General features: G+C 60.5%; 20 protein-coding genes, 1 tRNA gene and 3 pseudogenes. 11 read left to right on the forward strand and 13 right to left on the reverse strand.

The window, feature by feature from the left end:
* Positions 1 to 3 precede the first annotated feature (3 nt).
* From AC07T0_RS14935 to AC07T0_RS14960, 6 genes are all read right to left on the reverse strand, one after another.
* Entirely contained in the window at positions 4 to 1,026 is a 1,023-nt protein-coding gene (locus AC07T0_RS14935; protein WP_495001915.1) for an ABC transporter permease, read from the reverse strand.
* Positions 1,026 to 2,093 (reverse strand): microcin C ABC transporter permease YejB, encoded by a 1,068-nt coding sequence (locus tag AC07T0_RS14940; RefSeq protein WP_495001916.1) that lies wholly within the window; start codon positions 2,091 to 2,093, stop codon positions 1,026 to 1,028. The genes AC07T0_RS14935 and AC07T0_RS14940 overlap by 1 nt, the downstream gene beginning before the upstream one ends.
* A complete protein-coding gene (locus AC07T0_RS14945) occupies positions 2,093 to 3,958 on the reverse strand; it encodes an extracellular solute-binding protein (protein WP_495001917.1) in 1,866 nt (621 codons plus the stop codon). Before AC07T0_RS14945 ends, AC07T0_RS14940 begins: the two co-directional genes overlap by 1 nt.
* A 143-nt stretch (positions 3,959 to 4,101) precedes the next feature.
* Positions 4,102 to 4,383, reverse strand: a complete 282-nt coding sequence (locus tag AC07T0_RS14950; protein WP_248797872.1) for a peptidylprolyl isomerase — start codon at positions 4,381 to 4,383, stop codon at positions 4,102 to 4,104.
* Between the two features lie 198 nt (positions 4,384 to 4,581).
* On the reverse strand, positions 4,582 to 5,673 hold the full coding sequence (locus tag AC07T0_RS14955) for a 3-deoxy-7-phosphoheptulonate synthase (RefSeq protein WP_495001918.1): 1,092 nt from the start codon (positions 5,671 to 5,673) through the stop codon (positions 4,582 to 4,584).
* A 334-nt stretch (positions 5,674 to 6,007) separates the two neighbouring features.
* Positions 6,008 to 6,139, reverse strand: coding sequence for a hypothetical protein (locus AC07T0_RS14960; RefSeq protein WP_495001919.1), 132 nt, complete (start codon positions 6,137 to 6,139; stop codon positions 6,008 to 6,010).
* A 162-nt stretch (positions 6,140 to 6,301) separates the two neighbouring features.
* On the opposite strand from AC07T0_RS14960, the gene AC07T0_RS14965 reads away from it, so the two are divergent.
* Together AC07T0_RS14965 and AC07T0_RS14970 are read left to right on the forward strand one after the other, a co-directional pair.
* Positions 6,302 to 7,060 (forward strand): carbon-nitrogen hydrolase family protein, encoded by a 759-nt coding sequence (locus tag AC07T0_RS14965; protein ID WP_495001920.1) that lies wholly within the window; start codon positions 6,302 to 6,304, stop codon positions 7,058 to 7,060.
* Complete coding sequence (locus AC07T0_RS14970; protein ID WP_495001921.1) at positions 7,057 to 7,515, forward strand: GNAT family N-acetyltransferase; 459 nt, start codon at positions 7,057 to 7,059, stop codon at positions 7,513 to 7,515. The genes AC07T0_RS14965 and AC07T0_RS14970 overlap by 4 nt, the downstream gene beginning before the upstream one ends.
* A gap of 51 nt (positions 7,516 to 7,566) precedes the next feature.
* Here AC07T0_RS14970 and AC07T0_RS14975 read toward each other — a convergent pair whose 3' ends face one another.
* Complete coding sequence (locus AC07T0_RS14975) at positions 7,567 to 7,803, reverse strand: DNA-binding protein (RefSeq protein ID WP_495001922.1); 237 nt, start codon at positions 7,801 to 7,803, stop codon at positions 7,567 to 7,569.
* A gap of 81 nt (positions 7,804 to 7,884) precedes the next feature.
* On the opposite strand from AC07T0_RS14975, the gene AC07T0_RS14980 reads away from it, so the two are divergent.
* The 6 genes and pseudogenes from AC07T0_RS14980 to AC07T0_RS15005 all read left to right on the forward strand — a co-directional run.
* Entirely contained in the window at positions 7,885 to 8,250 is a 366-nt protein-coding gene (locus AC07T0_RS14980; RefSeq protein ID WP_495001938.1) for a helix-turn-helix domain-containing protein, read from the forward strand.
* A gap of 152 nt (positions 8,251 to 8,402) precedes the next feature.
* Positions 8,403 to 9,041 (forward strand): response regulator transcription factor GacA, encoded by a 639-nt coding sequence (gene gacA, locus AC07T0_RS14985; protein ID WP_100939313.1) that lies wholly within the window; start codon positions 8,403 to 8,405, stop codon positions 9,039 to 9,041.
* 2 nt (positions 9,042 to 9,043) lie between these two features.
* Positions 9,044 to 10,867 (forward strand): excinuclease ABC subunit UvrC, encoded by a 1,824-nt coding sequence (uvrC, locus tag AC07T0_RS14990; protein WP_495001923.1) that lies wholly within the window; start codon positions 9,044 to 9,046, stop codon positions 10,865 to 10,867.
* 32 nt (positions 10,868 to 10,899) lie between these two features.
* Positions 10,900 to 11,469, forward strand: coding sequence for a CDP-diacylglycerol--glycerol-3-phosphate 3-phosphatidyltransferase (gene pgsA / locus AC07T0_RS14995; protein WP_218222338.1), 570 nt, complete (start codon positions 10,900 to 10,902; stop codon positions 11,467 to 11,469).
* A gap of 63 nt (positions 11,470 to 11,532) precedes the next feature.
* Positions 11,533 to 11,608, forward strand: a tRNA-Gly gene (locus tag AC07T0_RS15000).
* A gap of 260 nt (positions 11,609 to 11,868) precedes the next feature.
* Positions 11,869 to 12,090, forward strand: a pseudogene (locus AC07T0_RS15005) (integrase arm-type DNA-binding domain-containing protein); the annotation flags it as partial.
* Here the strand turns inward: AC07T0_RS15005 and AC07T0_RS15010 are convergent.
* Positions 12,077 to 12,220 (reverse strand): annotated as a pseudogene (locus tag AC07T0_RS15010) (LacI family DNA-binding transcriptional regulator); the annotation flags it as partial. The pseudogenes AC07T0_RS15005 and AC07T0_RS15010 overlap by 14 nt on opposite strands.
* A 182-nt stretch (positions 12,221 to 12,402) precedes the next feature.
* On the opposite strand from AC07T0_RS15010, the pseudogene AC07T0_RS15015 reads away from it, so the two are divergent.
* Both AC07T0_RS15015 and AC07T0_RS15020 read left to right on the forward strand, forming a co-directional pair.
* A pseudogene (locus tag AC07T0_RS15015) lies at positions 12,403 to 12,600 on the forward strand (fatty acid desaturase); the annotation flags it as partial.
* Positions 12,601 to 12,690: 90 nt separating this feature from the next.
* Complete coding sequence (locus AC07T0_RS15020; protein WP_495001924.1) at positions 12,691 to 13,617, forward strand: sugar ABC transporter substrate-binding protein; 927 nt, start codon at positions 12,691 to 12,693, stop codon at positions 13,615 to 13,617.
* Here the strand turns inward: AC07T0_RS15020 and AC07T0_RS15025 are convergent.
* The 5 genes from AC07T0_RS15025 to AC07T0_RS15045 all read right to left on the reverse strand — a co-directional run bounded on the left by AC07T0_RS15025 (position 13,607) and on the right by AC07T0_RS15045 (position 20,366).
* Entirely contained in the window at positions 13,607 to 13,798 is a 192-nt protein-coding gene (locus AC07T0_RS15025) for a TetR/AcrR family transcriptional regulator (protein WP_495001925.1), read from the reverse strand. The genes AC07T0_RS15020 and AC07T0_RS15025 overlap by 11 nt on opposite strands.
* A 70-nt stretch (positions 13,799 to 13,868) precedes the next feature.
* On the reverse strand, positions 13,869 to 14,567 hold the full coding sequence (locus AC07T0_RS15030) for a pentapeptide repeat-containing protein (RefSeq protein ID WP_495001926.1): 699 nt from the start codon (positions 14,565 to 14,567) through the stop codon (positions 13,869 to 13,871).
* A gap of 41 nt (positions 14,568 to 14,608) precedes the next feature.
* Positions 14,609 to 16,048: an efflux transporter outer membrane subunit gene (locus tag AC07T0_RS15035; protein WP_495001927.1), complete on the reverse strand. Its 1,440-nt coding sequence runs from the start codon at positions 16,046 to 16,048 to the stop codon at positions 14,609 to 14,611.
* A gap of 4 nt (positions 16,049 to 16,052) precedes the next feature.
* Positions 16,053 to 19,187, reverse strand: a complete 3,135-nt coding sequence (locus AC07T0_RS15040; RefSeq protein ID WP_495001928.1) for a multidrug efflux RND transporter permease subunit — start codon at positions 19,185 to 19,187, stop codon at positions 16,053 to 16,055.
* A gap of 24 nt (positions 19,188 to 19,211) precedes the next feature.
* Positions 19,212 to 20,366, reverse strand: a complete 1,155-nt coding sequence (locus tag AC07T0_RS15045; protein ID WP_495001929.1) for an efflux RND transporter periplasmic adaptor subunit — start codon at positions 20,364 to 20,366, stop codon at positions 19,212 to 19,214.
* 178 nt (positions 20,367 to 20,544) lie between these two features.
* Here AC07T0_RS15045 and AC07T0_RS15050 point away from each other — a divergent pair, with 178 nt between their 5' ends.
* Positions 20,545 to 21,099: a TetR/AcrR family transcriptional regulator gene (locus AC07T0_RS15050; RefSeq protein ID WP_495001930.1), complete on the forward strand. Its 555-nt coding sequence runs from the start codon at positions 20,545 to 20,547 to the stop codon at positions 21,097 to 21,099.
* The last annotated feature ends 92 nt before the right edge of the window (positions 21,100 to 21,191 follow it).

Raw genomic sequence — 21,191 nt, forward strand, 5'->3', positions numbered from 1 at the left:
GGTTCATGAACGGGGGTCGAAGGCATCGCGCAGCGCCTCGCCGATAAACACCAGCAGCGAGAGGATCAGCGCCAGGGTGAAGAAGGCGGTGAAGCCCAGCCAGGGTGCTTGCAGGTTCTGTTTGCCCTGGCCGATCAGTTCGCCCAGGGAAGCGCTGCCGGCGGGCATGCCGAAGCCGAGGAAGTCCAGCGCTGTCAGGGTCGAAATCGCCCCGGTGAGAATGAACGGCAGGTAACTCAGGGTGGCGTTCATGGCGTTGGGCAGGATGTGCCGCAGGATGATCTTGCGGTCGGTCAGGCCCAGGGCCCGGGCGGCCTTGACGTATTCCAGGTTGCGCCCACGGAGGAACTCGGCGCGGACCACGTCCACCAGGGCCAGCCAGGAAAACAGCGCCATGATGCCCAGCAACCACCAGAAGTTCGGTTCAACGAAGCCGGACAGGATGATCAGCAGGTACAGCACCGGCAGGCCCGACCAGACTTCCAGCAGGCGCTGGCCGAGCAGGTCGATCCAGCCGCCGTAGTAGCCCTGCAGGGCGCCGGCGGCAACACCGATCAGGGCGCTGACGGCGGTCAGGGCGAGGGCGAAGAGAATCGACACCCGGGCGCCGAAGATTACCCGCGCGAGGACGTCCCGGGCCTGGTCGTCGGTGCCCAGCCAGTTCACTGTGGTCGGCGGGCTGGGGGCCGGTTTGTTGAGGTCGTAGTTGGGTGTGTCGGCACTGAACGGGATGGGCGGGAACAGCATCCAGCCGCCATCCTTGGTGATCAACTGGCGCACGTAGTCGCTGCGGTAGTCGGCCTGGAAGGGTAGCTGGCCACCGAATTCCTGCTCGGTGTAGCGCTTGAACGCCGGGAAATACAGCGAGCCCTGGTAACTGAGCACCAGCGGCTTGTCGTTGGCGATCAACTCGCCCCCCAGGCTCAGGACGAACAGCGCGGCGAACAGCCACAGCGACCACCAGCCACGGCGGTTGGCCTTGAAGCGGTCGAGCCGGCGTCGGCTCACGGGCGAGAGTCTGAACATCAGGCGTTCCTCGCGGCGAAGTCGATACGCGGGTCGACCAGGGTGTAGCAGAGGTCGCCGACCAGTTTTATCAAGAGGCCGAACAGGGTGAAGATGAACAATGAGCCGAACACCACCGGATAGTCCCGCGACACCGCCGCTTCGTAGCTCAGGCGGCCGAGGCCGTCGAGGGAGAAAATCACCTCGATCAGCAAGGAGCCGGCAAAGAACACGCTGATAAACGCCTGGGGAATGCCCGAGACCACCAGCAGCATGGCGTTGCGGAACACATGGCCGTAGAGCACCCGTCGTTCGCTCAGGCCCTTGGCCCGGGCGGTGACCACGTACTGGCGGGTGATTTCATTGAGAAAGGAGTTCTTGGTCAGGATGGTCAGGGTGGCGAAACCACCGATCACCAGCGAGGTGACCGGCAGCACCAGGTGCCAGAAGTAGTCGGCGATCTTGCCCAGGGTCGAGAGCTGGTCGAAGTTCTCCGACACCAGCCCGCGCACCGGGAACCAGTTCAGCGAGGTGCCGCCGGCGAAGGCGACGATCAGCAGCATGGCAAACAGGAACGCCGGCATGGCGTAGCCAATGACGATGGCGGTGCTGCTCCAGACATCGAAGCGGCTGCCGTGGCGGGTCGCCTTGCGGATGCCCAGGGGAATCGACACCAGGTAGGTGATCAGCGTGGCCCAGAGCCCGAGGGAAATGGTCACCGGCATTTTTTCCAGGATCAGGTCGGTGACCTGGGCGCCGCGAAAGAAGCTTTTGCCGAAGTCCAGGCTGGCGTAGTGCTTGAGCATCAGCCAGAAGCGCTCGGGAGCCGGTTTGTCGAAGCCGTACTGGCGCTCGATGTCGGCGATCAGCTTGGGGTCCAGGCCACGGCTGGCCCGTGAGGCGCTTTGCACTGTGTCGCCACCACCACCGAGGGCGCCGGCACCCGCGCCGCCGATCCCCTGCAAGCGGGCGATGGCCTGTTCCACCGGGCCGCCGGGGGCGGCCTGGACGATAATGAAATTGACCAGCAGGATCATCATCAGTGTCGGGATGATCAGCAGCAAGCGCCGCAGGGTGTACGCCAGCATCAATGCTGTCCTCCGGAACTGCCGCGCTTGATCAGCTCGGCGGTCATCTGTTCGTTGGTCAGCGGGGTCGGGCTGACTTCCCACCAGGTTTCGACAGCGGGGTCATTGCTGGCCTGCTCCCGGGGGAAACCGAAGCGATTCCACCAGACCGTCGAGGTGCCCGGCGGGTAATAGTTGGGAATCCAGTAGTAGTTCCATTGCAGCACCCGGTCCAGGGCGTGGGCGTAGCTGAGCATCCGCGCTTGGGTATCGGCCTTGATCAGGCCGTTGATCAAGGTATCCACGGCCGGGTTTTTCAGAACCATGAAGTTGCTCGAACCTGGGTCGTTGGCCGCCGCGGAGCCGAAGTAGTTGTACAGCTCGATGCCTGGCGAGGTGGTGACCGGGTAGCCACTGACGATCATGTCGTAGTCGCGGGCCTTGAGGCGATTGACGTACTGCGAGGCGTCGATGCGGCGGATATCCATGCTGATACCGATCTGCGCCAGGTTGCGTTTATACGGTAACAGCAGCCGCTCCATACCGTTTTGCGCGTTGAGGAAGGTAAAGCTCAGCGGCTCGCCCAGAGCGTTGACCAGGCGATCGCCGTCGGGCTTCCAGCCGGCCTGCTCCAGCAGGGCCAGGGCCTGTAGCTGTTTGTCCCGCAGGTTGCCGCTGGCGTCGGTTTTCGGCGCTTCGAAGACCTGGTTGAAGACTTCGTCGGGAATCTGTCCGCGCAGCGGTTCGAGGATCGCCAGTTCCGCCTTGTCGGGCAACTGCCGCGCGGCCAGGGCGGTGTTGGAGAAGAAGCTCTGCTGGCGAATGTACATGTTGCGCATCATCTGCCGGTTGCTCCACTCGAAGTCCCAGAGCATGGCCAGGGCCTCACGCACGCGGCGGTCCTGGAACATCGGCTTTTGCAGGTTGAATAGATAGCCCTGCGCAGATTGCGGCGCCTCCCGGGCCAGATGGGCCTTTTGCAAGCGGCCATCGCTGAGGGCCGGGCTGTCGTAGCCGATGGAGTAGCCGGTGGCGGAAAACTCGCGGTTGTAGTCATAGGCGCCGCCGCGCAGGACCTGGCGGGCCACGTCGGTGTCGCCGAAGTATTCGAGGGTGAAACGGTCGAAGTTGTAGAGACCGCGGCTGACCGGCAGGTCCTTGCCCCACCAGCCGGCATTGCGTTCGAAGGTGATGCTGCGTCCGGAGTCGATCTTGCTCACCTTGTACGGGCCGCTGCCCAGCGGGGCTTCGTAGCCGCCGCCGTCGGCGAAATCGCGGGTCTTCCACCAGTGCTCCGGCAGCACCGGCAGGCTGGCGATATCCAGCGGCAGTGAGCGGTTGTCGTTGTTCTTGAAGTCGAAGCGGACCTGGGTCGGCGACTCGACTTCAACAGCTTTTACCGCTTCGAACTGCATGCGGTAGCTGAGGCTGCCCTGGGTCATCAGCAGGTTGTAGGTGTAGCGCACATCTTCGGCGGTGATCGGCGTGCCGTCGGCGAAGCGGGCCTTGGGGTTCAGGTAGAACCGCAGGGACAGGCCGTCGTCGCCGCGCTGCATTTTTTCCGCCACCAGGCCATAGACGGTATAGGGCTCGTCGAGAGAGCGCACGGCCAGCGGGGAGTAGATCCAGCCGTCGATCTGGGTGACGCCGGTGCCTTTGTCGACATAGGGCAGGATATGGTCGAACTGGCCGATCTCGATGGCCGAGCGGCGCAGGCTGCCGCCCTTGGGCGCGCGCGGGTTGGCGTAGTTGAAATGGCTGAAGCCAGGGGGGTATTTGGCCGGTTCGCCGTAGACGGTCAGCGCGTGCTGCGCGGGGGCGGCGTTGGCGGACAGGCCGGGAAACAGGGTCAGGGCCGTGAGTAGCAGGGATGGGGCCAGTCGCATCTTCAGCCTTAGAAGCCGGTTCGAAGTATCAGTAGGAGCGAGCTTGCTCGTGATGGTAATCCAGGCGCCGTGGGGTATCAGATACCCCGCGTTATCGTTGACGTCCATCGCGAGCAAGCTCGCTCCTACAGGGGCGGGCAGGATCAGTCCTGGCGACTGGTCACTTCCAGCAGGTGGTAACCGAACTGGGTTTTCACCGGGCCTTGTACGGTATTGACCGGAGCGCTGAAGACCACGCTGTCGAACTCCTTGACCATCTGGCCTGGGCCGAACGAGCCCAGGTTGCCGCCGTCGCGGCTGGACGGGCAGGTAGAGTTGGCTTTGGCGATCTCGGCGAAATCGGCGCCGCCTTCGATCTGGGCCTTGAGTTCGTTGCACTTGGCTTCGCTGGCAACCAGGATGTGACGGGCAGTGGCTTTGGCCATGAGGTAATACTCCTTTCAAGAAAGTGTTGAGATTACCGGATTCAGGCCGGATTTTCCCGGCAAAAGTTCCCGGCAGCGTGGTGTGTCGGATGAACCGCGTTATCGTTCATCGCCGGCAAGCCGGCTCCTACAGAGGACCGCGTGCATTCCGGCAGACGCGGTCACTGTAGGAGCCGGCTTGCCGGCGATGGCGGTCTTTCAGGCGCCGACAACCTCAGCCACCTGCTGCTCACGCAGTTGCCCGGCCGCTTCGCGCAGCAATTTTTCGGTCGCTTCCCAGCCCAGACAGCCATCGGTGATCGAAACGCCGTAGCGCAGGTTCGCGCTCAGCGCCTGGCAACCTTCGAACAAATGACTCTCAAGCATCATCCCGACCAACGAGCGATCACCGCGCAAACGCTGTTCCAGCACATCGACGAACACCGCTGGCTGGCGCAGTGGGTCCTTGCCGCTGTTGGCGTGACTGCAATCGACCATGATCCGCGCGGCAATCGACTGTTTGGCCAGGCCGGCCCGCACCTGCGCCACGCTGTGGGTGTCGTAGTTCGGTCCGCGATGACCGCCACGCAGCACCAGATGGGTGTCCGGGTTGCCCGGGGTCTGGATGATCGCCGGATGGCCCTGGCTGTCGACGCCGAAATGCCGATGGGCATGGGCCGCCGAACGCATGGCGTCCGCCGCGATGCCGACACTGCCGTCGGTGCCATTCTTGAATCCCACCGGCATCGGCAGGCCGCTGGCCATTTCCCGATGAATCTGCGACTCCGTGGTTCGTGCGCCGATCGCAACCCAACTCAGCAGGTCATCGACATAACCGGCCGCCATGGGTTGCAGCAGTTCGGTGGCAATCGGCAGACCCAGGCGCAACATCTCGCGCATCAGCTCACGGGACAGGGCCAGGCCGCCGGCCATGTCGTCGCTGCCGTCCAGATGCGGGTCGTAGGCCAGGCCTTTCCAGCCCACCGTGGTCCGGGGTTTCTCGATGTAGGCGCGCATCACCAGCAGCATCTGGTCGCTGACGTCGCTCGCCAGGTTGGCCAGCTTGCCTGCGTATTCAAGGGCCGATTGCGGGTCATGGATCGAGCAGGGGCCGACGATCACCAGCAGGCGTGGGTCTTCACCGTTGAGGATGGCACGCACGGCGTGGCGGTGGCGCTCGACCTGTTCGCCCAGGCTGGCATTGAGGGGCAGGTGCTGCTTGAGTTGCAGCGTGCTGGGCAGGCGCTGGGTCAGCGGTTCGTTGGCTGATGACAGGACGGCGGACGGCAGGGCAGAGAGAGAAGAATTCATGTTCGGGCTTCCTGGGCTGGCGGCGGGTGCTTCCCGCGCGCGGCCCTATTGGGGTGTTCGACAATCAGCCGGATTGGCCGTGAGGGTGTGCGTGCCACCTGTGCGTGACCGTTCGGAGGCGGCGTGCTGTCCCGAGCGGAGCTTGCTAAATCGCCAGGCGCTGCTGATGTCGTTGCGGTAATAGAGGTTGTGGTTCATGTCGGTATTCCTTGATTTAAAAAGTCGGTTACAAAAAGTTCGGGCCCTGAAAAACAAAACCCCCGGTCGGGAAGCCGACCGGGGGTTGAGAATTCTCTGGTAGGCGACCCCTGTAGTAGTGGGCGCCGGTTGGGTATCAGGCGCGCCAGTGGCTAAACCAATACCCAAAATAAAAGCTCGCGCGGGTGCCGACCGTGCTCATCCGGGCAGCCGCGACCGGGCGCGAGGCGCTGGCGGTGTGGCGAAGCAGGGATTGAGTCAGGTGCATGGTGCAACTCCGTGGGAATGTCGCCGAGCTTACTAGAGCGGTATCGCCCTGTTCAATCAGAAAATTCTATGGGGGCCCGTGAGTAGGTTCTATCGCTTAAATGCGCTAGGTGTTTATGACACACTCGACAGATATTTCCGATCGGATTGTCAGGACTGAATCATGAGCGTGTTTACCCTTGCCGCTGCCCAAACCGTCTCGATTGCCGGAGACCTGTCGGCCAATATCGGCCGACACCTGGCGTTCATGTGCCAGGCCGCGGAGCAGGGCGTGGAGTTCCTGCTGTTCCCCGAGTTGTCGTTGACCGGCTATGAACGCAGCCTGGCGGCCGGGTTGGCGATTACCCCGGACGACCCGGTACTGGCGCCGCTGCGCGAGCTGGCCGGCGAACTGAAGCTGGTGATCGTGGTGGGCATGCCAATACGCCTGTCCAGCGACGGCCCGGTGCTGATCGGGGCGCTGACGTTTGGCGCCGACGGCTCCTTGCAGGTCTACAGCAAGCAACATTTGCACGACGGCGAAGCGCTGACATTTAGTCCGGGAAGCGGTGGTGAACCCTTGACAATCGCTGGCGAACGCATTGCTCTGGCGGTCTGTGCTGATTTTTCCCACGCCAGTCATCCGCTACGGGCGGCGCAATCTGAGGCTAATCTTTACGCCGCCAGTGTGTTGATCACTGAGAACGGTTATGCACCCGATACGGCTTTGTTACAGGGTTATGCCCGGGAGCACGGGATGGCGGTGCTGATGGCCAACCATGGCGGCACGACGGGGGGCTGGCAGTCGGCGGGACGCAGCGCGCTCTGGGCGGCTGGCGGGCAACGGGTGGTGGTGGCTGAAGGTGTGGGTGATGTGTTGGTGATCGGGCGGCGTGTCGCCGGCCAATGGTCCGGGGAGGTGGTGTCGGTGACGGGCTTGTGAATGGGCGCTGGCGTTTTCGTCCGGCGCTGAACGCAGACCTGGCGTTCGCTCGGGAACTCACGCGGCAGAACATGATGGCTTACTACTGTGAGTACGATCTGCTCTGGCTGGATGAGGCTTTTGACCAGGCCTGGGCCGGACGGCAGAACGAGTTGTTGTGTGACGGCGAGCAGGTATTGGGTTTTGTCAGTTTCAGTCGCAGTGCCCGAGCCTTGTACATCCGTGAGTTACAACTGGTCGAGGCGGGGCGAGGCCAGGGTCTGGGCGGTTGGCTGATCGGGCAAGCACGGGAAATCGCCTTCAGAGAGGGGCGTCGGGAGTTACGCCTGACCGTATTCAAGAGCAACCCGGCCCAGCGGTTGTATCTGCGTCAGGGTTTGAGCATAGTCGGTGAGGATGAGTGTTTTTTGCAAATGAGTCTCAATACCTTAAATACGGTATCTGGTAATTACTGACAATACTTTGAGAATTGTCCTATATATCGCTACACGAGGCGCATACTGGGCCTAACAAGTCGGGAATGACTCACTCGACTTGTCGGTGTCGGATGGGATGATTCCGTCCTTCATGCCCAATAGGACCGCGACCTTATGGGCTTCCCCACGCCGTCCCTTTTTTCGCCCAGCGAGCACTTGATAGGTGGTTGCCGGGTCGACGCCATGCTCGCGCGCAAACTCCTGAACCGATTTTCCTTGGTGTTCCAGCCAAGCCTTGGCTTGTGCGGCGGTGCGAATACCGGGCATAGTTCAAAACCGTTCAAATGTGTTTAATACTTGTTGAGTATACCACCCTTAAGGGTGTTTAAAATGGGATCTTACATCCAAATGAGTGGAATTGGTTCGCGATTGCGGCAAGAGAGAGAGCGACTGGGTTTGTCGCAGAAGGCTTTTGGTGAAATCGGAGGCGTTGAGGCCAACGCACAGGGTAAATATGAAAGCGGTGATCGCGCACCGAAGGCCGACTATTTGTCCCGTGTCGCCGCACGGGGTGTCGATGTGCTTTATGTACTGACGGGGCAACCGACCCCGATGCAATTGGACAACCTCAGCCAAGTGGAAGAAAAAGTGCTGGGTAACTATCGAGTGTTGCAAAAGGAAGATCAGGACGCGATCCATCGGCTGACCACCACCTTGGCTGAAACCGCTGGGCCTTATGGGGCAAACGGGCGAGCCGGCTCCAGTGACTCCTGAGTCAGTTCATTTCTGAGGAAACGCGCTTGCTGTCCTGCAAGCGCTTTATAGCGCATCGATACGCTTATGTGACGCTTGCAGCTAGGTCAGCCCCGTGGTTTTTTGCTAAGGTGGTCAATAACCTGATAAGACCAAATTCGTGAGGTGTCTGCTTGATTAGGGTGCTAGTAGTCGATGACCATGATCTTGTGCGTACAGGCATTACGCGGATGTTGGCGGATATCGACGGTCTGCAGGTCGTGGGACAGGCTGAGTCGGGAGAGGAGGCGTTGCTCAAGACGCGGGAACTCAAGCCCGATGTGGTATTGATGGACGTCAAGATGCCTGGCATCGGCGGCCTGGAGGCCACGCGCAAGCTATTGCGCAGTCATCCGGACATCAAGGTGGTGGCGGTGACCGTCTGTGAAGAAGACCCGTTCCCGACGCGCTTGTTGCAAGCCGGCGCGGCCGGCTACCTGACCAAGGGCGCGGGCCTGGCGGAAATGGTCCAGGCGATTCGCCTGGTGTTTTCCGGGCAACGCTACATCAGCCCGCAGATTGCCCAGCAACTGGCACTCAAGTCCTTCCAGCCGGCCAGTGATTCGCCGTTCGACGCCTTGTCCGAGCGCGAGATCCAGATTGCGCTGATGATCGTCGGTTGCCAGAAAGTCCAGATCATCTCCGACAAGCTGTGCCTGTCGCCGAAAACCGTGAACACCTACCGTTATCGGATTTTCGAGAAGCTTTCGGTCAGCAGCGATGTCGAGTTGACGCTCCTGGCGGTTCGCCACGGCATGGTCGATGCCGGCTGACAATGACTGATCTGTTCGATTCCAGTGCCTTCCTGTCGACCTGCAGTGGCCGCCCCGGCGTCTACCGCATGTTCGATGGCGACGCGCGCCTGCTCTACGTCGGCAAAGCCAAGAACCTGAAGAAGCGTCTGGCCAGTTACTTCCGCAAGACCGGCCTGGCGCCGAAGACCGCGGCATTGGTGGGGCGTATCGCCCAGGTGGAAACCACCATCACCGCCAATGAAACCGAAGCGCTGCTACTGGAGCAGACGCTGATCAAGGAATGGCGGCCGCCCTACAACATCCTCCTGCGCGACGACAAATCCTACCCCTACGTCTTTCTCTCGGATGGCGATTACCCGCGGCTGAGCATTCACCGTGGGGCCAAGAAAGCCAAGGGCAAATACTTCGGGCCTTACCCGAGTGCCGGGGCGATTCGTGAAAGCCTGAGTCTGCTGCAAAAGACCTTCCTGGTCCGCCAGTGCGAGGACAGCTATTACAAGAACCGCACCCGACCCTGTCTGCAATACCAGATCAAGCGCTGCAAGGGGCCTTGTGTCGGGCTGGTGGAGCCCCAGGTGTATGCCGAGGATGTGCGTCACTCGGTGATGTTCCTCGAAGGACGCAGCAACGCCCTGACCGACGAGTTGAACGCCGGCATGGAACAGGCGGCCAGCACCCTCGATTTCGAGCGTGCCGCGGAGTTGCGTGACCAGATCTCGCTGCTGCGCCGGGTCCAGGACCAGCAGAGCATGGAAGGCGGCACCGGTGATGTCGATGTGGTCGCGGCCTTCATCAACCCGGGCGGCGCCTGCGTGCACCTGATCAGCGTGCGCGGCGGGCGAGTGTTGGGGAGCAAGAATTTCTTCCCGCAGGTTGGTATCGAGGAGGACGTGTCCGAAGTGCTGATGGCGTTTCTCGGCCAGTACTTTATCGGCAGTCCCGAGCGCGACCTGCCGAGTGAGCTGATCGTCAACGTGGTCCACGAAGACTTCCCGACCCTGATCGCTGCCATCAATGGGCTGCGCGGGCGCGAATTGGCCATCAGCCATCGGGTGCGCGGTACGCGGGCACGCTGGCAACAATTGGCGGTGACCAATGCCGAGCAGGCCCTGGGCGCCCGTCTGGCCGATCGTCAGCATATGGCCGCGCGCTTCGAGGCCCTGGCCGAGGTGCTGAACCTGGACGAGCCGCCGCAGCGCCTGGAGTGTTACGACATCAGTCACTCCAGCGGCGAAGCGACAGTCGCGTCTTGCGTGGTATTTGGCCCGGAAGGCCCGATCAAGTCGGACTATCGCCGTTACAATATCGAAGGCGTCACTGCCGGCGACGACTATGCGGCGATGCACCAGGCCCTGACCCGGCGCTTCAGCAAGATCAAGGAGGGCGAGGGCAAGCTGCCGGACATCCTGCTGGTGGATGGTGGCAAGGGTCAGTTGTCCATGGCTCGCGATGTGCTCAATGAGCTGGCGGTGCCGGACCTGATCCTGCTCGGCGTGGCCAAGGGCGCGACGCGCAAGGCCGGTTTCGAGACCTTGTACCTCAACGACGCGGCCCATGAGTTCACCTTGAAAGGCGATTCGCCGGCCCTGCATTTGATCCAGCAGATCCGCGACGAAGCCCACCGTTTTGCCATTACCGGGCACCGGGCACGACGTGGCAAGACCCGTCGTACCTCAACCCTGGAAGGGGTGGCGGGGGTTGGGCCGAAGCGTCGTCGTGAACTATTGAAACATTTTGGTGGATTGCAGGAGCTGTCCCGTGCCAGCATCGACGAGATCGCCAAAGCTCCCGGGATCAGTAAAAAGCTCGCTGAGTTGATTTATGCAAGCCTGCACAGCGAGTAGAATGCCCTTCAACTTCGTAGCCAGTTGTGCCGATGAATATCCCTAATCTGATCACCGTTCTACGCGTCGTACTCATTCCGATTTTCATTTTGCTGTTTTACCTGCCTTACCAGTGGAGTTACATGGCGGCCAGTTCGGTGTTTGCCTTTGCGGCGGCGACGGATTGGCTGGACGGCTACCTGGCCCGTCGTCTGGAGCAGAGTACGCCGTTCGGCGCGTTTCTCGATCCTGTGGCGGACAAGCTGATGGTGGCCGTGGCGCTGGTCTTGCTGGTGCAGGAGCATGGCAACCTGTGGTTGACCTTGCCGGCGGCGGTGATCATTGGTCGTGAGATCGTGGTCTCGGCCCTGCGCGAGTGGATGGCTGAAATCGGGGAGCGGGCGCAGGTGGCCGTTTCCAACATGGGCAAATGGAAAACCGCGGCGCAGATGCTGGCGTTGGTGATCCTGCTGGCCAACCCCTCGGACTTCAGCTTCTGGGTGCTGGTGGGCTATACCTTGCTGATGGCGGCGGCGGTGCTGACCCTGTGGTCGATGCTGCAGTATCTGCGGGCGGCGTGGCCGCATTTGAAGATCAATGCGGAAAATCCTGAAAAGAAATAAAACTATTTTGAATCAAGGGGTTGACGGGGTGCGTAGATCCTATAGAATGCGCATCACCAAGACGCGGGAATAGCTCAGTTGGTAGAGCACGACCTTGCCAAGGTCGGGGTCGCGAGTTCGAGTCTCGTTTCCCGCTCCAAGATTCACAAAAACGCCACTCAATAGAGTGGCGTTTTTGTTTGCGCGTGATTTGTGTCTGGCATTGAGAAAAGAGGCTTTGGCCTAATACTAGTCAGTCATGAAAACCAGATGACTGCGCAAATCCTGTAGCCGCTGCCGACAGGCTGCGCTCGAGCGCGAAGCGGTCGTGCTTTTGGCTGCGAAAGATCCTTCGGAGCTCTCGCAAGAAGGTCCTTCGGACCTTGGCGCAGCCTTCGGCAGCGGCTACAAGACACCTGCAAGCCGCAAATCAGCCTCAAAGAAGCGCGTATCCGTCGTGATGAGGCACGTGCCTTGGTTGCCCAAGGCATCAATCCCTATGAGCACCGTAAACAGCAACGCCGTGCTGTTCGTAGCGTGGCAGAGCATACCTTCGAAGCGGTGTTCAATCAGTGGGTCGAGTTCCGCAGGCTGAGCCTGAAGGAAGGCCGCCGGAGCGCGCTCTCGCAACTGCCTCGGCTGCCTGGAACACTCGCTCGGCGGTTTGCGGATTGACCGGGGCACGGGTGTTGAACACCCGGTCGACGGTCGCGACACTCAGGCCGGCCTGCTCGGCGACGGTCGTGATGGTGGGACGTGTGCGTCTGTTCATGGCGAGCCCCAGGAGTGCCTTGATAGAAAACTATCAAGCTCTATAGGGGCCGGATGAAAGCTTGATAGGGAATCGGTGCAAGGGATTGAGTGCAATTTCCCGGTCCCCTATATTTTCTCCAGCGATGTGATTCCACATCCATGCAAGCGCCTGAAACCATCAAGCTTGCGGAGAATAAGAACATGTCCGAACCCAGTCTGGCTTTTGTACATGTCATCCAGCCTTTATCCCGTGACTACCGATTGACCGGTCCCGAAGCCGCCCGAGCGGCGGAAAAAAGCCTGGTATCGGCCCACTGGTATCAATCGGCGCTACTGCGCAAACGCCTCAAGGAACTGATGCGGCGCCGTGATGGCCCGGGTTTGCACGACACTGCGATCTGATAAATACCCCCGATAGCCTCTTTTTTATTGCGCTCTAATTGTTTTGATAACGTACAAACACCAACAATAAAAATAGGAGTTGTAAATATGCATATCAAGTCTCGCGTGCTGGCTTCTGCGATGTTGCTGCTGATGAGTACTTCTGTGCTGGCTGAGCTCAGAATCGGTGTCAGTATGCCGACATTTGATGATACTTATCTTACGGCCTTGCGAAATTATTTAAGCAGTCGGGCCCAAAAGGAAGGGGTAGATCTACAGTTTGAAGATGCACGGAATGACGTGGTCAAACAATTAAACCAGGTTCAGAGCTTCATTAGCCAGAAAGTCGATGCCGTCATAGTCAATCCGGTGGATACCGGTGCCACGGACGCCATTACTGAATCGGCCGTCAAAGCAGGAATTCCTTTGATTTACCTTAACCGGAGACCCGATAAGCCTAAGCTGCCTGACGGCGTAGTAACAGTGACCTCTGATGACAAGGAGTCTGGGAGAATGCAAGCGCAATTCTTGGCTCAGAAGCTGGATGGCAAAGGTCGAGTGGCCATTTTGTTGGGGGACTTGGCCAACAATGCAACTCACAGTCGTACGGCTGGTTTTAAGGAGGTCCTGGCCAAGTATCCGAATATTAATGTAGTCGAGGAGCAGAGTGGTTCCTGGCTCCGTGAAAAGGGTATGGATATTACAAATAATTGGTTGGTGGCCGGTAAAAAAATTGACGCGATTTTATCAAATAACGATGAAATGGCGATTGGGGCGGCCATGGCACTACGTCAATCAGGCGTAAAGGAAGTTTTTGTTGGAGGGGTTGACGGTACTCCCGACGGGTTGGCCGCGATTCAACGAGGCCTCATGACGGTATCCGTATTCCAGGATGCTAGAGGTCAATCAGAAGGTGCTCTGGAGGCTGCCATAAAAATGATTGATAAAAAAGCAGTTGAACGAAGTGTGTTTATTCCCTATCGCCTTATCACAGCCGAGAATGTTGCGGAATTTCAACGGCTAACTAATAACTAGAATTGTCCATTGACTGGATAGGGTTTCGAAGGTCTTGGAGTGCAAGTTTGTCGGCATCGCGCAGGATGTCCAGCATGATTTCCTGCTTGTTGCCGAAGTACTTGAAGACCTCGGACACCAAGACCCCGGTCTGGTTGGCGATCTGTTCTTTGGTGTTTTGGAAACCCTGACGCTCGAACAATTCGATCGCCGCCTGACTGTGGGTTGCCAGCGGCTCAATTCCTATGAGCAATGTAAACGACAGAGCCGCGCTACAACACTGTCAGGCCTAAACCTGATAGCAGCATCGCCGCCTGGCTTTTGGAGATAATCGCGCCCTTGAACATCTTCGCATCGACAAGGCGCAGTCCATCCAGACTCGCCTCCCGCAAATCAGCCTGGTCAAAGCGAGCATTATTGACCCGAGCCAACGACAAGCTTCCCCCCTCAAGAAAGACGGCATGACGAAAGTCGCAGTAACTCAGATCGGCGTCGGCAAAGTCGAGGCCTCGCAGTTGCGATTTGTAGAATGAAAGGCCGGACAGGCAGGCGCTGCGCAGCACGCAGTCGGAAAAACTTAAACCCAGGGTTGAGGTGTCAATGAAATTGGCGCCCGTCAGCTTGCAGCCGTCAAAGGAGGCGTGAGCCAGCTTGCTGTGCTGCCATTGGGTATTGTTCAGGTCGGAGCTGACGAACCTGGCATCAACCAATGTTGCCGAGCGAAACATCGCGTGTGCTGCTCGGCAACTCAACCACTCGGTGCTATCGAGCTTCGCCGCGGTCAGATTGCTGCCTGCGAAGAGGCAGCGCTCGAAGCGTGCGCCTTGCAGATTGACCCGCGACAGATCCTGACCGCTGAAGTCGACGCCGGTGAACCAGAGGGGCAAGGACTGCCCCTGGATCAACTCCGCTAGAGAAGTTGCGTCGAGCTCGCCGGGACCGATCTTCAGATAATCACTTTCAGTGTGCATTGACCCTCCTGGGGTGGTTGACGATAAGTGGCCGGGCTCAGTTATTGATTGCGATTTTCGGCTGCATCAGCTCGCCATCCACCGCCCAGGCTTTTGAACAGGCTGGTCAGTGCGATCTGCCGTTCGGTGCTGACCTGGATCAGCGTGGATTGATCGCTGAAGGCACTGCGCTGGGCATCCAGGTAGCGCAGATGGGTATCCACTCCCCCTTCGTAGCGGGCCTTGGCTAGTTTCAGTGCCTCTTGGCTGGAATCGGCCAGTGCCTGGCGGGCGACTTCCTCGCGGCGCAGCGTGTCGGTGGCGGCGAGGCTGTCGGCGACCTCGCGGAAAGCGTTCTGGATAGTGCCTTCGTAGTTGGCCACTGCCGAATCCTTGCGCACCTTGGCCAGGTCCAGACCGGCGCGGTTACGTCCGCCGGCGAAGATCGGCAGTGACAGGCTCGGGGCAAAGGTCCAGGCATTCGAGCCGCCGTCGAACAGGCCGGACAACTCCTTGCTGGAGCTGCCGACCGAGCCGGTCAGCGACAGGCGCGGGAAGAAGGCCGCCCTGGCGGCGCCGATATCGGCATTGCGCGCCCTGAGTCGGTGTTCGCTGGCGAGGATATCCGGGCGCCGTTCGATCAGCGTCGACGAGGTGCCGGGTTCAATGTCCTGCACCACCAACAGCTCATCCTGCGGTCTGGCGGGAAGGTAACTCGCTGCATCCTGGGTCCCGATCAACAGTTGCAGGGCATGCCCGGCCTGGCGCAGCTCTCGATCGGTGCTCTCCAGTTCGGCCCGGGCCTGTTCGGTCAGCCCCAGGGCCTCTTGATAATCCAGTGCAGTGGCGGTGCCGGCCTTGCGTCGCTGGGTCACCAGTTCCAGCGAGGCCATGCGCGTCTCCAGGGTCTGTCGGGTAAGTGCCAGGCGCCGTTGTGCGCCGTCACGGGTCAAGTAGGCCTGGGTGACTTCGGCCACCAGGGCGATCTGTGTGCCACGTGTTGCTTCTGCGGTCGCGAGGTACTGTTCCAGCGCCGCGTCGGACAGGTTGCGCACTCGACCGAACAGATCGAGCTCGAACTCGCTCAGCCCAAGGCCGACCTGATAAGTGCTGTTGACCTGCGGGTTGCCTGTGGTTGAAAGGTCACCGGGCAGGCGCTGGCGATTGCCGCTGGCGATCGCGTTGAGCGACGGTACTCGGTCGGCGCGCTGGATCCGGTACTGGGCCCGCGCCGCTTCGATGTCCAGCAACGCCTGGCGCAGACTGCGATTGTTGTTCAGGGCGGCCACCACCAGCAGGCGCAGCTGCGGATCGACGATAAAGGCTTGCCAATTCAGGGCGTCGGCATCGACGGCTGCGGTGCCGGGCGTTTGTGCTGAAGCGTCGCTCCATCGCACCGCAACCGGTGATTCGGGCCGTTGGTAATTAGGGGCCAGCGAGCAGCCCCCCAGTACGACGCTCAGTGTCGCTACGGTGGACCAGCGGAAGTTATTCGACTGCATGGGGTTACCCCGTGGTCCGGGTTTCGCCAGAGACTGATGATTGGGGTTTGCGTTGCAGCCAGGACAGCACCCAGACGAAAAACACCGGGACGAAAATCACCCCCAGCAAGGTGGCGCTGAGCATGCCGCCAATCACCCCGGTGCCGATGGCCCGCTGACTGGCAGCGCCGGCTCCGGTGGCCAGGGTCAGCGGCACGACACCGAGGATAAAGGCCATGGAGGTCATCACGATGGGGCGAAAGCGCAGGCGCGCGGCCTGAATCGCCGCCTCGCGTACGGGCATGCCTTGCTCCCACAGTTCTTTGGCAAACTCGACAATCAAGATCGCGTTTTTCGCCGCCAGGCCGATGATGGTGATCAGGCCGACCTTGAAGTAGACGTCATTGGGCATGCCGACGGCGGTCACGGCCAGCACGGCGCCCAGGGCGCCGACAGGCACGATCAGCATTACTGTCAACGGGATGGCCCAACTCTCATAGAGCGCCACCAGCAACAGAAACACCACCAGGAAGGCCAGAGCGAAGACCATCAAGGCCTGGCCGCTGGCGACCTTCTCCTGATAGGACAGGCCCGTCCATTCGTAACCTATGCCGGCTGGCAGTTCGGCGGCCAGACGCTCCAGCTCGGCCATGGCTTCACCGGTGCTGACCCCGGGCGCCGCATCCCCGGCGATCTTGATGGCCGGATAGCCGTTGTAGCGTGCGATCTGTACCGCGCCTTCCTCCCAACGGGTAGAAACAAACGCGCTCAGCGGCACCAAGGCGTTGCTGTCGTTGGGGACATACAGCTTGAGCACGCTTTCGGGCGTCATGCGGGCGGCCTGTTCGGCTTGCACCACCACGCGTTGCAGCCGCCCGGCATTGGCGAAGTCATTGATCACCGTGGAGCCGAATGCCGTTGACAGAGCGTTGTTGATCGAATCGAAACTCACTCCTAGCGCTCGGGCCTTCTCCCGATCGATATCCAGGCGCAACTGCGGTGCTTCTGCCAGGCCTTCCATAATCGTGTAGAGAATCTTCGGATTGCCGTTGGCCTTGCCCAGCAACTGGTCACGCGCTGCCAGCAGGGCTTCTCGGCCGAGTCCGGCGCGATCCTGCAGGCGCAGGGCGAATCCGCCGGAAGTGCCCATACCCTCGATCGGCGGCGGGCTCACGGCCATGACGGTGCCGTCATTCAGGCTGGCAAACCGTTGGTTGAAGGCTGCCGCCTCATCCGCTGCTGACTGCCCCTTTCCGCGTTCCGACCAATCCTTCAACGTCGGGAAGGCGATGCCGGCGTTTTCGCCCTGACCGGAAAAGCTGAAACCCAGCAACATGGTCATCGAGGCTGTGGTGTCCCGGGACATCATGTAGCGTTCCAGTTCTCGGGCCGTCAGGTCGGTGCGGTTTCGAGTGGCGCCAGGAGGGAGCTGGACATCAATGATCAGGTAGCCCTGATCCTCCACCGGGACGAAGGATTCCGGCAGGCGCAGGTAGAAAAAGCCCAGCAGGGCGACGATGCCCGCATAGATCAACATGTAGCGCCCGGTGCGTTTGACCAGCGTGGTGTTGAGCCGCTCATAGCGCTGCGCGAGGCGATTGAAGCCACGGTTGAACGCGCCGAAGAAACCGCGCTTTTCGTGATGACCAGTCGGAACGGGTTTGAGCAAAGTGGCGCACAGCGCAGGGGTGAAGGTGAGGGCCAGGAAGCCTGAAAACAGAATGGACACCGCCAGCGACAATGAAAACTGCTGGTAGATCACGCCCACCGAGCCGGACATGAAGGCCAGCGGCATGAACACCGCCGACAGGACCAGGGTGATACCGATGATTGCGCCCGACACCTGGCCCATCGCCTTGACCGTCGCCGCAGCGGGGCTGAGTCCTTCCTCGGCCATGATCCGCTCGACGTTCTCTACGACCACTATGGCGTCGTCCACCAGGATGCCGATGGCCAGCACCATGCCGAACATGGTCATCATGTTCACCGAGAAACCCAGCAAGTACATGAAGGTCAGCGTGCCCAGCAGACAGACCGGCACCACGATGCCCGGGATCAACGTGTAGCGGATGTTCTGCAGAAACAGGAACATCACCAGAAACACCAGGACCATGGCTTCGATCAGGGTGTAGATCACTTTTTCGATGGCCACGTCGACGAAGCGCGAGGTGTCGTAGGGAACGGAGAACTCGGCATCGCTGGGCAGGTTGACTGACAGTTCGTTCAGGCGTTGTTTGACTGCCGCCACGGTTGCAATGGCATTGGCGCCGGGGGCGAGTTGCACCGCGGCGGCAACGGCAGGCTTGCCGTTGAGGCGCGACTCGAAGTTGTAGCTTTGACTGCCCACGGCGATGCGTGCCACATCGGCCAGGCGCACAGTCGAGCCGTCCTGTTTGGCTCGCAGGACGATACGGCCGAACTCCTGCGGGTTGTCCAGGGTGCCCTTGACCGCCAGGGTCGCGGTCAGCTCCTGTTGTGACGAGCCGGGGGTGCTGCCGAAACTGCCGGCCGGCACCTGGACGTTCTGCGTGCGGATCGCCGCATTCACATCGTCGATGGACAGCCCGTAACCGATCAGTTTCTGCGGGTCGATCCAGACCCGCATGGCGGCTTCAGCCGCGAAAAACTGCAGCCGACCGACACCGTTGACGCGACTGATTTCATTGTTGACGTTGCGCGCGGCGTAGTCGGCGAGGGCCACGGTGTCTTTGCCTGCGCTGTCGCCTTTGTAACTCAGGGTGTAAATCATCAGGAAGCCGGAACTGGCTTGCTCGACCTGCAGGCCCAGATCGAGCACCGCTTTGGGCAGACGGGCCTCGGCTTTCTTGATCCGGTTCTGGACGTCGACCTGGGCCAGCGGTGGGCTGGTTCCGGGCTCGAAGGTTACGACGATCTCGCCGGTACCGTTGGAGTTGCTGGTGGACTCGTAGTAGAGCAGGCCCTTGGCGCCATTGAGTTCTTCCTCGATGACGCTGGTGACCGAGTCCACCAAGACCTTGGCCGAGGCCCCTGGGTAGTTGGCGGTAATGGTGATCTGTGGTGGTGCCACGACCGGATACTGGGCTACCGGAAGCAAAGGATTGACTAGCAGACCGGCGAGCATGATGAACAACGCGACGACCCAGGCAAAATTCGGGCGTCGGATAAAAAACTGAGACATGTCGTTTCCTCGAGCGCTACGCCCTTACTGGACCTTGGCCTGCTGGGTAGTCAGCGATTTGGCAATGACTTTGTCGCCAGGATTGATGCCGTTCATTGCACCGGTGATGATCTGGTCGCCCACGGCCAGTCCCTTGGTGATCTGCCAGCGGGAGCCCTGCATGGCGCCGGTGTTCACCGGTTTGGCTTCGACTGTCTGGTCCTGGCCGATGACCAGCACTCGTGCCTGACCATCCGCGGAGCGCTGCACGGCACGTTGCGGTATCAGGATGGCGGCCTTGTCCAGGCCTTGTGGCGCACTGACGCGCACGTACATGCCCGGCAGCAGCACCGTTCCCGGGTTGGCGAAGCGCCCGCGCAGGGAAATCTGGCTGGTGGTGCGGTCCACGGCGATATCGGAGAACAGCAGCTCGCCCTGGCTCTGGTGCTCTGAGCCTTCGACACTCAGGGTCAGCGGGGTTTCAGCGTTACCGGTAAGGCTTCCCTGTTCGATGGCGGCGCGCATGCGCAATGCATCGGCCACGGGTTGGGTGAAGTCGACATAGATCGGGTCCAGCTGCTGGATGCGCGCCATCATGGTCGCGTCGCCTTGACCGACCAATGCACCCTCGGTGACCAGGGCTCGGCCGATGCGCCCGGTGATCGGGGCTTTGACTGTGGAGTAGCTCAGATTCAGCCTGGCTGTTTCGATATCGGCCTGGGCCGAGCGCTTGGCCGCCAGGGCGCTTTGCAGGGCCGCTTTGGCGGTATCGAAGTCCTGCTGGCTTACCGCCTCGATCTTGACCAGCGGTTCGTAACGCTTGACGGTCGCCTGGGCCTGGAAGAGCGCCGCATCGGTCTTGGCCAGCTCGCCCTGAGCCCGCGAGAGTGCAGCCTTGAACGGCGCCGGGTCGATCTGAAACAGCAGATCACCGGCTTTGACATCCGCGCCCTCCTCGAAATGCCGAGCCAGCACGATGCCCGCTACCCGTGCGCGCACTTCAGCAACGCGCACCGGCTCTACACGTCCCGGCAATTGTGCGATCAGGGTCAGTGGTTCGCTGCTAACTGTCATGGCTTCGACTTCACGCGGCCCCCCGGGTCCGCCCCAACCCTGCGGCGGCTGTTCACAACCTGCCAGGCTCAATGCGGCCAATAAAGGGAGTACCGGAACCACTTGCCATCTGCGCGACGTACTCATCTTTCACCTGGGCCAGGCCCGTTAGCTGCTAAAGATGCGAATGATTGTTTGTTTTGTCAAATGAGTCAATATTGACTCATTTGGTTCTTTTGTGATCGGATTCGTCGTTGTGCTTGAGAAGCTGGGCTATTTCTGGACAATGGCCCGCACGTCATTCTGATAATCGAAGAAACACCTAATGGATTTATCCGCAGCGAACGAGAAACTGTTGAAGGCCCTGGCGATTGCCATGGTCGATCACCCGGCAGGGACGTTCAAAGACATCGCCGAAGCCGCAGGCGTGAGCAAGGCCACGTTGAATCGCTTCTGTGGCACGCGTAACAATCTCATTGAGATGCTGTTCAATTACGGCTCTATTGTGATCAATCAGGTCATGGATAACGCGAACCTGCAGGAGGCACCGCCTCTTGAGGCCCTCCAGCGCCTTATCGAAAATCATTTGACCCATCGTGAACTACTGACTTTCCTGGCCTTCCAGTGGCGGCCTGATTCGCTGGATGAATGCGCAGGCGGCAGTCGCTGGAAGCCTTATTCGGACGCGCTGGACAATTTCTTCCTGCGCGGTCAGCACGAAGGGGTGTTTCGCATCGACATCAGTGCCCAGGTGCTGACGGAGATGTTTGCCTCGATCATTTACGGATTTGTCGATGCAGAACGGCGTGGGCGGGTTGCCCGGGTGGGTATGGCGACGCAGGTTATGCAGTTTTTTCTGCAGGGCGCTACCAGCCGTTAAAGGCTTGGCCTCGGAACCGATGCTGCGGTGTCGATGCTCGCGGGGCAGGGGACTTGCACGTATATGAATAGCGACCGCTGTCTCCATAGGCC

It is taken from the genome of Pseudomonas sp. GW821-FHT04D07, from assembly GCF_059420225.1.

What these genes read in the sequence shown, in the direction of transcription:
- AC07T0_RS14980 (WP_495001938.1), top strand. Translation starts at nt 7,885, where the DNA reads ATGAGTGGAATTGGTTCGCGATTGCGGCAAGAGAGAGAGCGACTGGGT.
- AC07T0_RS15035 (WP_495001927.1), bottom strand. Translation starts at nt 16,048, where the DNA reads ATGCAGTCGAATAACTTCCGCTGGTCCACCGTAGCGACACTGAGCGTC.
- AC07T0_RS14940 (WP_495001916.1), bottom strand. Translation starts at nt 2,093, where the DNA reads ATGCTGGCGTACACCCTGCGGCGCTTGCTGCTGATCATCCCGACACTG.
- pgsA (WP_218222338.1), top strand. Translation starts at nt 10,900, where the DNA reads ATGAATATCCCTAATCTGATCACCGTTCTACGCGTCGTACTCATTCCG.
- AC07T0_RS15045 (WP_495001929.1), bottom strand. Translation starts at nt 20,366, where the DNA reads ATGAGTACGTCGCGCAGATGGCAAGTGGTTCCGGTACTCCCTTTATTG.
- AC07T0_RS14950 (WP_248797872.1), bottom strand. Translation starts at nt 4,383, where the DNA reads ATGGCCAAAGCCACTGCCCGTCACATCCTGGTTGCCAGCGAAGCCAAG.
- AC07T0_RS14975 (WP_495001922.1), bottom strand. Translation starts at nt 7,803, where the DNA reads ATGCCCGGTATTCGCACCGCCGCACAAGCCAAGGCTTGGCTGGAACAC.
- AC07T0_RS14945 (WP_495001917.1), bottom strand. Translation starts at nt 3,958, where the DNA reads ATGCGACTGGCCCCATCCCTGCTACTCACGGCCCTGACCCTGTTTCCC.
- AC07T0_RS14965 (WP_495001920.1), top strand. Translation starts at nt 6,302, where the DNA reads ATGAGCGTGTTTACCCTTGCCGCTGCCCAAACCGTCTCGATTGCCGGA.
- AC07T0_RS15050 (WP_495001930.1), top strand. Translation starts at nt 20,545, where the DNA reads ATGGATTTATCCGCAGCGAACGAGAAACTGTTGAAGGCCCTGGCGATT.
- AC07T0_RS15020 (WP_495001924.1), top strand. Translation starts at nt 12,691, where the DNA reads ATGCATATCAAGTCTCGCGTGCTGGCTTCTGCGATGTTGCTGCTGATG.
- AC07T0_RS15040 (WP_495001928.1), bottom strand. Translation starts at nt 19,187, where the DNA reads ATGTCTCAGTTTTTTATCCGACGCCCGAATTTTGCCTGGGTCGTCGCG.
- AC07T0_RS15030 (WP_495001926.1), bottom strand. Translation starts at nt 14,567, where the DNA reads ATGCACACTGAAAGTGATTATCTGAAGATCGGTCCCGGCGAGCTCGAC.
- AC07T0_RS14935 (WP_495001915.1), bottom strand. Translation starts at nt 1,026, where the DNA reads ATGTTCAGACTCTCGCCCGTGAGCCGACGCCGGCTCGACCGCTTCAAG.
- AC07T0_RS14960 (WP_495001919.1), bottom strand. Translation starts at nt 6,139, where the DNA reads ATGCACCTGACTCAATCCCTGCTTCGCCACACCGCCAGCGCCTCGCGC.
- uvrC (WP_495001923.1), top strand. Translation starts at nt 9,044, where the DNA reads ATGACTGATCTGTTCGATTCCAGTGCCTTCCTGTCGACCTGCAGTGGC.
- AC07T0_RS14955 (WP_495001918.1), bottom strand. Translation starts at nt 5,673, where the DNA reads ATGAATTCTTCTCTCTCTGCCCTGCCGTCCGCCGTCCTGTCATCAGCC.